Raw genomic sequence first — 13,714 nt, 5'->3', positions numbered from 1 at the left:
ATGGCCAACCCCCAGACCAGCAGACGGCGGTTCCTCGCCGGACTCGGTGCCGCCGGGACCGCGGCAGTGCTCAGCGGCTGTGTCACCTCCACCTCCACCGGCAAGGGCTCCTCGAAGGGCGCGGTGACCCTCCAGTCCAACCTGTCCGCCCCGCAAGCCAAGTCCGCGATGGAGGACCTGGTCGCGGCGTACGCCAAGAAGGGCTCCGGCAAGGCCAGTCTCAACACGGTCGCCGCCGAGACCTTCCGCACCCAGCTGCCGACCTACCTCACCTCGGCCAACCCGCCGGACGTGTACACCTGGTACCCCGGCTCGGTGGCGGACGCCTACGCCAAGAAGAACCTGCTGCTCGACCTCGACGAGGCGTGGAGTTCCTCGCCCGACCTCAAGCGGTACACCAAGGCCCTGCACTCGCTGTGCACCGCGAGCTCCGGCAAGAAGGTCTTCGTGCCCAACACCTACTACTGGTGGGGCATGTTCTACCGGAAGTCCAACTTCGCCAAGTGGGGCGTGAGCGCGCCCACCAGCTGGGACGGCTTCCTCGACCTGTGCGACAAGCTCAAGAAGAAGGGCGTCGCCCCGATCGGGCTCGGCGCGGGCGGCAACACCCCCTGGGTGGCGTCGGCCTGGTTCGACTACCTGGACATCCGGATCAACGGCGCCCAGTACCACCGTGAACTCCTCGCAGGGAAGCACCGGTTCGACGACCCAGAGGTGCGCAAGGTCTTCGACCGCTGGCAGGAGGTGCTGCCGTACTTCGACCCGAACGGCACCGCCCTCGCCTTCCAGGACGCCACGACCGCGCTGCTGGGCGGCAAGACCGGCATGATGCTCATCGGCACCTTCTTCGCCGACTCGGCACCCAAGAGCGCCCTGGACGACATCGACTTCTTCCGCTTCCCCGTCATCGACTCCAAGGTCCCGCTCGCCGAGGAGGCGCCCGTAGACGGCTACTTCGCCAGCGCCCGCACCGGACGCCGCGACCAGGTCCTCGACCTGATGAAGTACCTCGCCACCGCCGAGGCCCAGGAGATCTACATCAAGGGCTCCTCCGGCACCGTCCTGCCCTGCAACCCGGACGCCAAGGACGCCGGCACCGCGCTGGTGAAGAAGGGCCGCGCGCACGTCGCCGAGGCAGCCGAGATCACCCAGTTCTTCAACCGCGACTCCAGCGACGCCCTCCAGCCCACCGCGGACACCGCCCTGACCAAGTTCCTGGCCAAGCCGAAGCAGATCGGCAGCATCCTGACCGACTGGCAGCGCGATGCCCAGAAGATCTGGAACGCCTGACGTGGCTGTGCTCACCGCCCCCGACCGGAAGTCCCCGGCCCGCCTGCCCGTCAGCGGCAGGCGGCCCCGGGGCCCCCGGCGCACCCCGCCGCTGGTCCTCGCGTTCGTCCTGGTCCCGCTGCTCGCCGAGGCCCTGTGGGTGTTCTGGCCCGCGCTCCAGGGCTTCTACCTCGCTTTGACCAAGTGGGACGGCGTCTCCCCGCCGCAGTTCGTCGGCCTGGACAACTTCCGGGAGATGGCCCACGACGACGTCTTCCGCAGCGCGCTCGGCCACACCGTGCTGTGGCTGGTCCTCTTCGGCGGCCTGTCCGCCGTCCTGGGGCTCGCCGCCGCGCTGCTCCTCCAGCAGGAACGGCGCGGGGTCGGCTTCTACCGGGCCGCCCTGTTCCTGCCGGTCGTCTTCTCGCTGGTCGCCACCGCCCTGGTCTGGCAGGCGATCTACCAGCCCGACGGCGTCCTGAACCGGGTCCTGGACGGGGTGGGCCTCGGCAGCCTCCAGCACGCCTGGCTCGCCGACCAGGACACCGCCCTGTACGCGGTGATCGTGCCCGCCCTGTGGCGCCAGATCGGCTACGTCATGGTCCTGTACCTGGCCGGCCTCAAGGGCATCGACCCGGTGCTCTACGAGGCCGCCAAGGTCGACGGCGCGAGCGCCCGGCAGCGGTTCCGGCACGTCACGCTGCCCCAACTGCGCAGTGTCAACGCGGTGGTCCTGTCGGTCATCGTCATCGACTCGCTGCGCTCCTTCGACGTCGTCTGGTCGCTCACCCGCGGCGGCCCCTACCACTCGTCCGAGCTGCTGAGCACCTACATGTACTCGACCGCCTTCCAGTCCCTGCGCCTCGGCTACGGCTCCGCCCTGGCCGTCGTCATCTTCGTCCTCGCCTTCGGGGTCATCGCCTCCTACCTCGTGCGCGCCTTCCGGGAGGCCGACTGATGTCCGCCGACGCCACGGCCAACTCCACGGCGTTGCGCCGCAGAAGAGCGGCCACCGCCGGATTCCACCTCGGCGCCGGCGCCCTGGCCGTCCTGTGGCTGCTGCCGATCGCCCTGGTCCTGGTGACCAGCCTGCGCTCCTTCGACGACATCGCCGCCCACGGCCTGGGCAGCCGGCCGCACTCCTTCACCCTGTCCAACTTCGGCCAGGCCTGGACCGGCGGCGGCCAGCAGCGTGCCCTGATCAACAGCCTGCTCGTCACCGTCCCCTGCGTCCTGGTGACCCTGGCCCTCGCCGCGATGGCCGCGTTCGCCCTCAGCCGCTACGAACTCCCCTTCCGGCGCTCCCTGTTGCTGCTCATGCTCGGCGGCAACCTGCTCCCGCCGCAGATCCTGCTCATCCCGGTGTCCAAGCTCAGCGAGGTGATGGGCGTCTACGACACCCTGCCCGCCCTGATCGGCGTGCAGATCGGCTTCGGCGTCGGCTTCTACGTCTTCGTCCTGCACGGGTTCATGCGGTCGATCCCGGTGGAGATCCAGCAGGCGGCGGTCGTCGACGGCGCCGGGCCCTGGCAGATCTTCTGGCGGATCATCCTCCCGCTGACCCGCCCCGCCCTGGCCGCCCTCAGCGCGCTGTCCTTCACCTGGATCTTCAACGACCTGCTCTGGGCGATCACCGTCCTGCGCAGCGACACCAAGATGCCGATCACCGCCGCCCTCATCGGACTCCAGGGCCAGTACGTGTCGATGTGGAACGTGATCGCGGCCGGGTCCGTCATCGCCGCCGCACCCACGGTCGCCGTCTTCCTGCGCTTCCAGCGGCACTTCGTGGCCGGCCTCAACCTGGGAGCGGTCAAGTGACGTACCGCCGCTGGACCTTGCGGACAGCCCACACCAGCTACACCGTCCGGCTGTCGCCGGACGGGCCGTGGGCCGAGCTCGACGCCTGGGGCCCGCTGGGCGTCGAGGACGGGCCGTCCGCCCTTGACTGGTCCCACCGCACCCACTTCGTCACCCCCGCCGACGCGGCCCCCGCCGAGTATCTTCCGCACGGGCTGCGGCCGTTCACCGGATCCGAGCTCGTCGCCGGTGCGGGCCGGGGCCTGTGGTGGGAGTTCGACGGCGCCGAGGAGACGGACGGGGGCCTGCGGCTCGCCTTCGTGGACGAGCTGATCGGCCTGCGGACCGTCCTCTGCTACGAGACCGTCCCCGGCACCGACGTGATCCTCCGCTGGACCGAGTTCACCGCCACGGCCGAACTTCGCCTGGAACGGCTCGACTCGGCGGCCGTGAACATCCCGGTCACCGGTGCGGCCCGGCTGACGTACCTCGCCGGACAGTGGTCGCAGGAGTTCCAGCGCACCCAACTCGACCTCGCCCGGGGCACGTTCACCATCGGTAGCCTGCAGAGTGTGCCCGGCCACGCCTACGCGCCCTGGCTCGCGGTGCAGGACGGGGACGCCGCGTACGGTGTCGCCCTCGAATGGCCGGGCAACTGGCACATCACGGCGGAGGCCGAGCCGGGCGGAACCGTCCGGGTCCGGGCCGGCCGGGTCCCGCACGAGGGCGCCGTACACCTGACCCCCGGGGAGACCCTCGCGACCCCGCGGCTCGCCTGCGCCTTCAGCCCGGACGGACTCGACGGCCTGTCCCGGGTCTGGCACCGCTACGAGCGCCGCCTCTCCGGCGAACGGCTGTACCGCCCCCGCAAGGTGCTCTACAACTCCTGGGAGGCCACCGGCTTCGACGTCGAGGCGGTGGGGCAGCTGGAGCTGGCCAAGGTGGCCGCGGACATCGGGGCCGAGCTGTTCGTCGTGGACGACGGCTGGTTCACCGGCCGCGCCGACGACACCGGGGGACTGGGCGACTGGTACCCGGATCCGGAGGCGTTCCCGCAGGGCTTCGACCGGTTCGTGGCGGACGTCCGCGCCCTCGGCCTCGACTTCGGACTGTGGGTGGAGCCGGAGGCGGTGAGCCCCGGCAGCCGGCTGTACGCCGAACACCCCGAGTGGGTCTACCGCATCGACGGCCGCCCGGCCCGTCTCGTCCGCAACCAGCTGCTGCTCGACCTCGGCCGGACCGACGTCCAGGACTTCGTCATCGGCACCCTCGACCGGCTGCTCGGCGCCCACGGCATCGGCTATCTGAAGTGGGACATGAACCGCCCGCCCACCGAACGCGGCCGCCCCGGCGCCGGTCCGGCCGACCTGGACGCCGAGCACGTCGCCGGATACCTGCGGGTCCTCGACCACCTGCGCGCCGCCCACCCCGACGTCACCGTCGAGGGCTGCGCCGGCGGCGGCGGGCGGATCGAGCACGCCACCCTCGCCCGCACCGACGTCGTCTGGCCCAGCGACAACACCGCGCCCCTGGACCGGCTGCGCATCCAGCACGGCTTCCTGCACGCCCACGCGCCCCACGTCATGAGCTCCTGGGTCACCGACGCCCCCGGCATCTTCGACCCGCGCCCGCGCAGCCTCGCCTTCCGCTTCGTCAACGCCATGTGCGGCGTCCTCGGGATCGGCGCCGACCTGCGCGCCTGGACCCCGGAGCAGCGGGCCGAGGCCGCCCGGTGGATCGCCCGGTACAAGGAGGTACGGGACGTCGTCCACCACGGGGAGGCCCGGCTGCTCGGCACGCCGGACGACCCCACCTGCGGCGTGCAGTACGACGCCGGTGACCGGACCGTCGTCGCCGCGCTCTCCACCGGCCGCCTCGACGGGGCACCACTGCTGCCCGGCCGCCCCGCGCGGCTCCGGCTGCGGGGCCTGGACCCGGCGGCGCGCTACCAGGACACGGCGACGGGAACGTCGTACGGCGGAGCCCATCTGCTCCACCACGGCCTGCCGTTCGCGTGGAGTGCCGAGCACGACGCCGACCTGGTGGTGCTGAGACGCCTGTAGGACGCATATGTTGCCAGCAGCTCACCCTCTAAGGAGCCCGATGGACCAGTCCGTACCACGGTACGGTGCCCGCTTCACCGGCCGTACCGCCGTGGTGACCGGCGCCGCCTCCGGCATCGGAGCCGCCACCGCCGCACGCCTCGCCGGGGAGGGCGCCGCCGTCGTACTCGCCGACATCGCGGACGAACGCGGCCAGGCCGTGGTGGACGGGATCGAGAAGGACGGCGGCCGGGCCCGGTACGTGCACGCGGACGTCGCCGCCGAGGACGACTGGGCGCGGATCGTGACCGCCGCCCACGCCTACGGACCGGTCGACGTGCTCGTCAGCAACGCCTACACCGTCGAGGTCCTGCCGGCCCACGAGATGACCCTGCCGTCCTGGCAGCGGCAGCTCGCCGTCAACCTCACCGGCGGCTTCCTCGGCGTGAAGGCGGTCCTGCCCGACCTGCGGGCCCGCCACGGCGCGGTGCTGCTCACCTCGTCGGTGCACGCCCACGCGGGCATCCCCGGCCACCCCGCCTACGCCGCGGCCAAGGGCGGCCTGCTGTCCCTGTGCGGGCAGCTCGCCGTCGAGTACGGACCCGAGGTGCGCGTCAACGCGGTACTCCCCGGGCCCATCCTGACCGGGGCCTGGAACCGGGTGCCGCCCGACGAACGGGAACGCAGCATCGCCGGAACGGCCGCCCGCCGCTTCGGCACCCCCGAGGAGGTGGCCGCGGCGATCGCGTTCCTCTGCGCCGACGAGGCCTCCTACATCACCGGGTCCAGTCTCGTCGTCGACGGTGGCTGGAGCGTCGTGAAGGCCTCCGCATGATGCCCTTTGAACAGAAAGGCTGTACGACATGACGCCCTACGCCCGCCGCGGTGTGCACGGCCAGACCGTGGAGGCCCTGGCGCGCCGCATCCTGGGCGGCGAGATCCCGGAAGGGGCCACGCTCGACCTGGTGGCGCTGCAGAGCGAACTCGACGTCAGCCTCACCGCCCTGCGCGAGTCCCTCAAGGTGCTCGCCGCCAAGGGCATGGTCGACGCCCGCCAGAAACGCGGCACCTTCGTGCGGGCCCGCGCCGACTGGAACCTGCTCGACGCCGACGTGCTGCGCTGGCAGTTCGAGGGCGGCCGCACGACCGGCGCGGAGTGGTCGCTGCTACGCAACCTCGCCGAGGTCCGCGCCATCATCGAACCGGCCGCCGTCCGGCTCGCCGCGGAGCGCCGCACCGAGGCCGACCTGCTGTTGCTGGAGACGGCCGTGGAGGCCATGGCGCGGGAGGACACCGACCCGGGCCACGCCGTCGACGCCGACCTCGCCTTCCACCGCGCCCTGCTCGCCGCCACCCACAACGAACTGCTCGAACGCATGGAGATGGTGATCGAGTCGGGGCTGGCCCACCGCGACCGGATCGTGCACAGCTCCCCGCACAGCGAGGACCCCGTCCCCGCCCACCGCGCCGTCCTGGACGCCGTACGCGACCGCGACCCACAGGCGGCCGAGACCGCCATGCGGGCCCTGCTCGACCAGGCGGGCCGCGACCTGGCGCGGCTCGACGGCCCCGAGGACGGGACCGGGACGGACAAGGCGACAGGGTCCGACGACACGAAAGGCAGCGGCGGCCAGTGAAGATCGACCGGATAGAGACCTTCCTCGTCCCGCCGCGCTGGCTGTTCTGCCGCGTCGAGACCGACGACGGAGTGGTCGGCTGGGGCGAGCCCGTCGTCGAGGGGCGCGCCGAGGTCGTCCGCACGGCTGTCGACGTCCTCGCCGAATACCTGGTGGGGCAGGACCCGCTGCGCATCCAGGACCACTGGCAGGTGCTCACCAAGGGCGGCTTCTACCGGGGCGGTCCGGTGCTCTCGAGCGCCGTCGCGGGTCTCGACCAGGCCCTGTGGGACATCGCAGGCAAGACCTACGGCGCGCCCGTGCACGCCCTGCTGGGCGGTCCGGTGCGCGACCGGGTGCGGGTCTACGCCTGGGTCGGCGGCGACGAACCCGCCCAGCTGACCGAGCAGATAGCGGCCCAGGTCGAGGCGGGCTTCACCGCGGTGAAGATGAACGCCGCCGGGGCCACCTCGCCGCTGGCCACGGCGGCGGAGACGGCGGCCGTGGTGGCCCGGGTGAGCGCCGCCCGGGACGCGCTCGGCCCGGACCGGGACGTCGCCGTCGACTTCCACGGCCGTTTCACCGCGGCGAGCGCCCGCCGCGTCCTCACCGAACTCGCCCCGCTGCACCCGCTGTTCGTGGAGGAACCGGTCGTCCCCGAACAGGGCCACCTGCTGCCCGGCCTGGTCTCCGCGAGCCAGGTGCCGCTGGCCACCGGCGAACGCCTGTACTCACGCGCCGAGTTCCTGCCCGTCCTGGCCGCCGGCATCGCCGTCGCCCAGCCGGACCTCTCCCACGCCGGGGGCATCTCCGAGGTGCACCGCATCGCCTCGCTCGCCGAGACCTACGGCGCGCAGCTCGCCCCGCACTGCCCGCTCGGCCCCATCGCCCTCGCGGCCGGCCTCCAAGTAGCCTTCGCCACGCCGAACTTCCTCATCCAGGAACAGAGCCGCGGCATCCACTACAACAAGGACGCCGACCTTCTCTCCTACCTCCTCGACCCCGAGCCCTTCCGCTTCGTGGACGGGCACGCGCACCGCGGTGACGCCCCCGGGCTCGGCATCACCCTCGACGAGTCGGCCGTACGCGCGGCCGACCGTACGGGGCACCGGTGGCGCAACCCGGTGTGGCGGCACGCCGACGGCTCCTTCGCGGAGTGGTGACCATGCCGCTCGACGTCGTCACCGACCTCGCGCACGGCGGCCGCTGGACCTCGCTGCGCCGCGGTGGCCGCGAGTGGCTGTGGCGGCGCGCGAGCTCCGAACGCCACGGCGTGGCACCGGGCGACGCGTTCGTGGACGCGGGGGGACTGGAGGAGTGCGTCCCCACCGTCCGCGGCACCCCCGACCACGGGGACGCCTGGTCCCGGCCCTGGACCCGCGACGTGGACGGTGACGGGGAGACCGTCCGCTGCGACCGCTTCACCCTGACGCGCAGGCTGCGCGACACGGCCGGCGGTGTCGAGGCCGCCTATGTGCTGACGGCCGAACCCGGCTTCCGCTTCCTCTGGGCCGCTCACGCGCTCCTCGACCTCTCCGAGGAGGCCGTCCTGCGGGCCCGGGAGGGCGCGCCCACCCGGCTGTTCCCGGAGGCCGCGCCCCTGCTGGGCCGTCCCTGGCCGGACGGCGCCCCCTGGGTGACGGGCACCTGGCCCGCGCCCCTGGGGCTGGGGCTCGACCGGTTCGGGCCGGACGACGGTACGGCGGTCGGGGCCGTGGTGGACGGCGGCCGGTGCTGTGTGCACGACGGCGCGGACCGGCTCGCCCTGACCGTCGAGGCGGAGGGGCAGCCGCTCTCCGTCGCCCTGTGGCGCAACCTCGGCGGCTTCCCCGCCGACCGGCCCTACCGCAGTACGGGCGTCGAGCCGATGCTCGGCCGCGTCTTCGACCTCACCGACGCGGGCCCGGACGACGCCGCCCGCGTTCCCGCCTCGGGCGAGGTCCGCTGGCGGCTCACCGTCGGCGCCGACTGCCGCTGCCCCCGCTGATCATGGAAGGAGCCCCGCTCGTGGATCTGCGAGCCGCCCTCGCCACCCGCCGCCTGCTCGCCATCGTGCGCGGCGGCGACCCGGAAGCCGCCCTGCGCACCGTGCTGACCCTGGCCGAGGAGGGCATCGAACTGATCGAGGTGTCGCTCAGCGGCGCGGACGCCCTCACCGTCATCGCCCGGGCCCACAAGGAACTCGGCCCCGGCCGGCCGCTGGGCGCCGGCACGGTGCTGACCGCCGCCGACGCGCACGCCGCCCACCACGCGGGCGCCACTTTCGCCGTCACCCCCGGCCTCGGCGCCGGTGCCGACACCGCACGGCAACTCGGCATGCCGGTCCTGGCAGGCGTGCTGACCCCCACCGACGTGATCGCGGCGCAGGCCCGCGGCGCGGCGGCCCTGAAGCTCTTCCCGGCCGCCGAGGCCGGGGGAGCGGCGTACCTGAAGGCGCTGCGCGGACCGTTCCCCGACGCCGCGTTCGTCCCGGTCGGCGGCGTCGACGTGGCGGCCGCGCGGGCCTACCTGGCCGCCGGGGCCACCGCCGTCGGCATCGGCTCACCCCTCGTCGGGGACGCGGCCGACGGCGGCAGCATCACCGCCCTGCGCGAGCGGGCCCGGGCGTTCCGGGCCGCCGTACCGGAGGAGGGACCGGCATGACGGGCCCCTGGCGCCCGGCCCCGGGACCGGTCGTCTGCCTCGGCGAGACCATGGCCGCCCTCGCCCCCGACCCGCCCCGGCCGCTGGCGGACGCCGAGCAACTACGGCTGTCCGTCGCGGGGGCGGAGTCCAACGTGGCCATGTACCTCGCGGACCACGGTGTCGAGGCCCGCTGGCTCTCGGCCGTCGGCGACGATCCGCTGGGCCGCCGGGTGCGCGCCGCGGTCGCCGCCGCCGGGGTCGACGTGACGCATGTGCGCACCGACCCGCACCGCCCCACCGGCCTCCTCCTCAAGAACCCGGGCCCCGCCGGAACCCGCGTCCACTACTACCGCGCCGGGTCGGCCGCCTCGGCCCTCGGCCCCGGCCTGCTCGACGGCGAACCCCTCGGCTCGGCCGCCCTTCTGCACCTCACCGGCATCACCCCCGCCCTCTCCGCGTCCTGCCGCGCCCTGGTGACCAGGGCCCTCGGCACGCCCGCCGTCGAACGGCCGTACGCCGTCAGCTTCGACGTCAACCACCGGGCCGCGCTGTGGCCGGACGGCACCGCGCCGGGGGTGCTGCGCGCCCTCGCCGACCGCGCTGACATCGTTTTCGTGGGCCTCGACGAGGCCCAGGAGCTGTGGGGCGCCGACCTGACCGTCACCGGCCTGCGGGACCTGCTGCCCGGGCCGCGGATCCTCGTCGTCAAGGACGGTGCCCGGGCCGCGACCGCCGTGACCGCGAACGGCGCGTGCACGGTGCCCGCGCTGCGGACGGCGGTGGTGGAACCGGTCGGCGCGGGCGACGCGTTCGCGGCGGGCTTCCTGGCCGGGCTGCTGCGCGCGGAGACACCGACCCGTGCCCTCCGGCTCGGCCACCTCACCGCCGTCTCCGCCCTCAAGGTGACGGGGGATCACGGCCCTTTGCCCGAGCCACCGGACATCACCCGGCTCCTCGAACTCACGGACCGGGACTGGCGGCGAGAAGGCTTCGAGGCGGTTCGGAGTTAGTTAGTCAAGGCGATGGAATAACCACGGGGCCGTCGCTGGACTCGCCGGCGCGATCGGCGGGCAAGGGACGGCCTCGCCGGTCGGGCCACGTCGGCTGCCTGCCGGGCCGGGGAGGGATGCGGTTGATCGTGTTGCCGGGACGGAGCCCGGTGGGTGGCTCCGTGCGGTGCGGATGGTCGTAGCGGTGAGCGCGTCTCCAGGGCGTGGGGTGCCTGCTCGGTGAGGTGATTCCGCCTTCGTCCGTGAGCCCCCGTGGCGGTCGACGGTGTTTCCGCGCGCTTCGTCCTTCCGGTGTCGGCATGGGGATCCGGGTCACCTCCGGGGCCGCCGGCACCGGGACCTTCTCCGGCAACACCATCCAGAACCTGCGCTCCGGCCGGGTCGCGACCCGGCACGACTCGACGTCCACTTTCGGTTTCACCGGCTGAGCGGCATCAGCTTGCACTTCGCGACCGTGCGCACGGTAGGCGCCCCGGCCGTGGGCACGGTCCGGCGCGGGCGGGCTCCCGCCATAGTTCGTAAAACGTATTGACAAACTATGGGGGCATTCATAGGTTCACATCGCCCCTCGTCCGACCCGCCCTTTCACTACCGACCGCCGTGCGAAGCCGTGCGGCGCCGATGGGAGCGTGCGATCACCTTGACCACCGACATCCGGCGGGCGCTGGTCGTCCGCGGCGGCTGGGACGGGCATCAGCCCGTGACGATCAGCGACGGCTTCGTCCCCTTCCTCAAGGAGAACGGGTTCGTCGTCGACACCTCCGAGGACCTCGCGGTGTACGAGGACACGGAGCGCCTGGCCGCCACCGACCTGGTCGTGCAGTGCTGGACCATGGGCACCATCACCCGGGAGCAGAGCGACAACCTCGCCGCCGCGGTACGCGCCGGCACCGGCCTGGCCGGCTGGCACGGCGGCATCGTGGACAGCTTCCACGACCACGGCTACCACCTGCTGACCGGCGGCAAGTTCGTGATGCACCCGCCGGGCTTCCACGACCACACCGTGCACCTGCTGCCCGAGCGGGCCGGCCACCCCGTCATCGCGGGCCTGGACGACTTCGCCGTGCACACCGAGCAGTACTGGCTGCTGACCGACCCCCACATCGACGTCCTCGCGACCACCACCTTCCCGCCGGACGAACTCCGGGACCGGCCCGCGGTGATGCCCGCCGTGTGGACCAGGACCTGGGGCGCGGGACGGGTCTTCGTCTCGGCCATCGGGCACAAGCCGGACGACTTCGACGTGCCCGAAGTGCGCACACTGACCGAAAGGGGACTGCTGTGGGCGAGCCGCTGAAGCCCTTGGGCATCGGCATCGTCGGCGCCGGGAAGATCAGCGGCGCCTACCTCTCGACCCTGGAAGGGCTCAGGTCCCTACGGCTCACCGCCGTCACCGACCTCGACCCCGCCCGCGCGCGGAGCGCCGCCGAACGGACCGGGGCGGCCGAGGCGCCGGACGTCGCCGCGCTCGTGGCCCGGGACGACGTGGACGCCGTACTCAACCTCACCATCCCCGCCGCCCACGCGGAGGTCGCCCTCACCGCGCTCGCCGCGGGCAAGCACGTGTACGGCGAGAAGCCGCTGGCCGCGAACCGCAAGGAGGCCGACGCCGTGCTGGCGGCGGCGCGGGAGGCCGGGCTGCGGGTCGGCTGCGCGCCCGACACCGTCCTCGGCACCGGAACGCAGACCGCGCGCAAGGCGGTCGACGACGGTCTGATCGGCCGGCCGGTCGCGGCCACCGCCTTCATGACCAGCGCCGGACACGAGAGTTGGCATCCGGACCCGGAGTTCTACTACCGGCCGGGCGGCGGCCCCCTGCTCGACATGGGCCCCTACTACCTCTCCGCCCTGGTCCACCTGCTGGGCCCGGTGGTCAGGGTGACCGGCGCCTCCTCACGGCCGCGGGCCGAGCGGACCATCGGCAGCGGCCCGCGCGCCGGGACCGTCTTCCCGGTGGAGGTGGACACCCACATCACCGGCGTCCTGGAGCACGCCGGCGGTGCCCTGTCCACTCTGGTCATGAGCTTCGACGTGCGTGCCGCCCGGCTGCCGCGCATCGAAGTGCACGGCACCGAGGCCTCGTTGTCCGTGCCCGACCCGAACGGCTTCGACGGTGCCGTCGAACTCCACCGTGGCGACGGCTGGCAGACCCTGCCCGTCTCCGCCGGTTACCGGGACACGGGCCGCGGCATCGGCCTCGCCGATCTCGCCGAGGCCCTGGCACAGGGGCGCCCGCACCGCGCGTCGGCCGAACTCGCCGCCCACGTCCTGGACGTCATGCTCACCCTCACGGACGCGGCGGACCAGGGCCGCGCACTCCCGGTGACCAGCACCTGCGAGCGCCCCGCTCCGCTCCACTGACCCGCACCACGCAACAGGAGACCCCCGTCATGCACGACGACCGGAACCTGGTCGAAGCGCGTCTGGAACGCGTCCTCAGGGAGCGCATCCGTCCCGCCGTCCACCCCGTCACCACACCCCTGACCGTGGAGATCTTGTCCACCCCGGACGAACCCGTCCCGGTGGCCGAGGGGCTGGCCGCCCCGACCCGCCCCATCGCCCCGGGCACCCCGTGGGGCACGCCGTGGGGAACCAGGTGGTTCAAGGTCACCGGCACCGTCCCCGCCGAGTGGGCCGGCCGGACCGTCGAGGCCGTCCTCGACCTCGGCTTCACCCCGCGCACCCCGGGCTTCCAGTGCGAGGGACTCGTCCACCTGCCCGACGGCACGCCGCTGAAGGGCCTCCACCCGCGCAACTCCTACGTCCGCGTAGGCTCACCCGTGGCCGGTGGGGAGCAGGTCCACTGGCGCATCGAGGCCGCCTCCAACCCGGACCTGGACGCGAGCGGCGTGCCGTTCCAGCCCACCCCGATGGGTGACCGGGCGACCGCCGGTGACGCACCCCAGTACGTGCTCGGCGAGCTGCGGCTGGCCGTCTTCGACGAGACCGTGTGGAACCTGGTCATGGACCTGGAGGTGCTCGGCGAGCTCATGGCGGAGCTGCCCGTCGACGGGGCCCGCCGCTGGGAGATCCTGCGCGCGGTCGAGCGGGCCCTGGACGCCGTCGACCTCCAGGACGTGAACGGCACCGCGGAACGGGCCCGTTCGTGTCTCGCCGGGGTCCTGGCCGTCCCCGCCGCGCCCTCCGCGCACCGGATCAGCGCGGTGGGGCACGCGCACATCGACTCGGCGTGGCTGTGGCCGCTGCGCGAGACGGTCCGCAAGGTGGCCCGCACGACCGCCAACATGACCGCCCTCATCGAGGACGAGTCCGACTTCGTGTTCGCCATGTCCCAGGCCCAGCAGTGGGCGTGGGTCAAGGAGCACCGGCCCGAGGTGTGGGCGAAGGTGAAGAA

Annotated in this window: 13 protein-coding genes and 1 pseudogene; all 14 read left to right on the top strand. The window is 73.2% G+C overall.

From position 1 onward, the window contains the following. A complete protein-coding gene (locus ACFWPS_RS29605) occupies window positions 1-1,290 on the top strand; it encodes an ABC transporter substrate-binding protein (RefSeq protein ID WP_383710129.1) in 1,290 nt (429 codons plus the stop codon). Between the two features lies 1 nt (window position 1,291). Next, window positions 1,292-2,227, top strand: a complete 936-nt coding sequence (locus ACFWPS_RS29600; RefSeq protein ID WP_383710127.1) for a carbohydrate ABC transporter permease — start codon at window positions 1,292-1,294, stop codon at window positions 2,225-2,227. Continuing rightward, window positions 2,227-3,087 (top strand): carbohydrate ABC transporter permease, encoded by an 861-nt coding sequence (locus ACFWPS_RS29595; RefSeq protein ID WP_383710124.1) that lies wholly within the window; start codon window positions 2,227-2,229, stop codon window positions 3,085-3,087. Before ACFWPS_RS29600 ends, ACFWPS_RS29595 begins: the two co-directional genes overlap by 1 nt. After that, a complete protein-coding gene (locus ACFWPS_RS29590) occupies window positions 3,084-5,129 on the top strand; it encodes an alpha-galactosidase (RefSeq protein WP_383710121.1) in 2,046 nt (681 codons plus the stop codon). Before ACFWPS_RS29595 ends, ACFWPS_RS29590 begins: the two co-directional genes overlap by 4 nt. Before the next feature lie 40 nt (window positions 5,130-5,169). Continuing rightward, entirely contained in the window at window positions 5,170-5,943 is a 774-nt protein-coding gene (locus tag ACFWPS_RS29585) for an SDR family NAD(P)-dependent oxidoreductase (RefSeq protein WP_383710118.1), read from the top strand. A 28-nt stretch (window positions 5,944-5,971) separates the two neighbouring features. Beyond that, window positions 5,972-6,745 carry a FadR/GntR family transcriptional regulator gene (locus tag ACFWPS_RS29580; protein WP_383710115.1) on the top strand — a complete coding sequence of 258 codons (774 nt, stop codon included), beginning with the start codon at window positions 5,972-5,974 and terminating at the stop codon, window positions 6,743-6,745. Further along, window positions 6,742-7,887, top strand: a complete 1,146-nt coding sequence (gene dgoD, locus ACFWPS_RS29575) for a galactonate dehydratase (RefSeq protein WP_383710112.1) — start codon at window positions 6,742-6,744, stop codon at window positions 7,885-7,887. Before ACFWPS_RS29580 ends, dgoD begins: the two co-directional genes overlap by 4 nt. Before the next feature lie 2 nt (window positions 7,888-7,889). Then, complete coding sequence (locus ACFWPS_RS29570) at window positions 7,890-8,711, top strand: hypothetical protein (protein ID WP_383710109.1); 822 nt, start codon at window positions 7,890-7,892, stop codon at window positions 8,709-8,711. Between the two features lie 20 nt (window positions 8,712-8,731). Continuing rightward, entirely contained in the window at window positions 8,732-9,367 is a 636-nt protein-coding gene (locus ACFWPS_RS29565; protein ID WP_383710106.1) for a bifunctional 4-hydroxy-2-oxoglutarate aldolase/2-dehydro-3-deoxy-phosphogluconate aldolase, read from the top strand. Beyond that, complete coding sequence (locus ACFWPS_RS29560) at window positions 9,364-10,359, top strand: sugar kinase (protein ID WP_383710103.1); 996 nt, start codon at window positions 9,364-9,366, stop codon at window positions 10,357-10,359. Before ACFWPS_RS29565 ends, ACFWPS_RS29560 begins: the two co-directional genes overlap by 4 nt. Before the next feature lie 299 nt (window positions 10,360-10,658). Beyond that, window positions 10,659-10,787: a hypothetical protein gene (locus tag ACFWPS_RS29555; RefSeq protein ID WP_383710100.1), complete on the top strand. Its 129-nt coding sequence runs from the start codon at window positions 10,659-10,661 to the stop codon at window positions 10,785-10,787. 212 nt (window positions 10,788-10,999) lie between these two features. Further along, complete coding sequence (locus tag ACFWPS_RS29550) at window positions 11,000-11,656, top strand: ThuA domain-containing protein (protein WP_383710097.1); 657 nt, start codon at window positions 11,000-11,002, stop codon at window positions 11,654-11,656. Further along, the gene (locus ACFWPS_RS29545) at window positions 11,641-12,720 is read left to right on the top strand and encodes a Gfo/Idh/MocA family protein (protein ID WP_383710094.1); all 1,080 of its coding nucleotides are present in this window, start codon (window positions 11,641-11,643) and stop codon (window positions 12,718-12,720) included. Before ACFWPS_RS29550 ends, ACFWPS_RS29545 begins: the two co-directional genes overlap by 16 nt. A gap of 29 nt (window positions 12,721-12,749) precedes the next feature. Beyond that, window positions 12,750-13,714 (top strand): annotated as a pseudogene (locus ACFWPS_RS29540) (alpha-mannosidase); the annotation flags it as partial.

Origin of the sequence: Streptomyces sp. NPDC058457 (genome assembly GCF_042720695.1) — a bacterium.
Lineage (GTDB): Bacteria > Actinomycetota > Actinomycetes > Streptomycetales > Streptomycetaceae > Streptomyces.
This window is presented reverse-complemented; position numbering and strand designations above follow the sequence as displayed.

Excerpts from the sequence above, each read along its gene's own strand:
- ACFWPS_RS29595 (WP_383710124.1), top strand. The coding sequence starts at position 2,227 with ATGTCCGCCGACGCCACGGCCAACTCCACGGCGTTGCGCCGCAGAAGA.
- ACFWPS_RS29585 (WP_383710118.1), top strand. The coding sequence starts at position 5,170 with ATGGACCAGTCCGTACCACGGTACGGTGCCCGCTTCACCGGCCGTACC.
- ACFWPS_RS29605 (WP_383710129.1), top strand. The coding sequence starts at position 1 with ATGGCCAACCCCCAGACCAGCAGACGGCGGTTCCTCGCCGGACTCGGT.
- ACFWPS_RS29570 (WP_383710109.1), top strand. The coding sequence starts at position 7,890 with ATGCCGCTCGACGTCGTCACCGACCTCGCGCACGGCGGCCGCTGGACC.
- ACFWPS_RS29580 (WP_383710115.1), top strand. The coding sequence starts at position 5,972 with ATGACGCCCTACGCCCGCCGCGGTGTGCACGGCCAGACCGTGGAGGCC.
- ACFWPS_RS29555 (WP_383710100.1), top strand. The coding sequence starts at position 10,659 with ATGGGGATCCGGGTCACCTCCGGGGCCGCCGGCACCGGGACCTTCTCC.
- ACFWPS_RS29560 (WP_383710103.1), top strand. The coding sequence starts at position 9,364 with ATGACGGGCCCCTGGCGCCCGGCCCCGGGACCGGTCGTCTGCCTCGGC.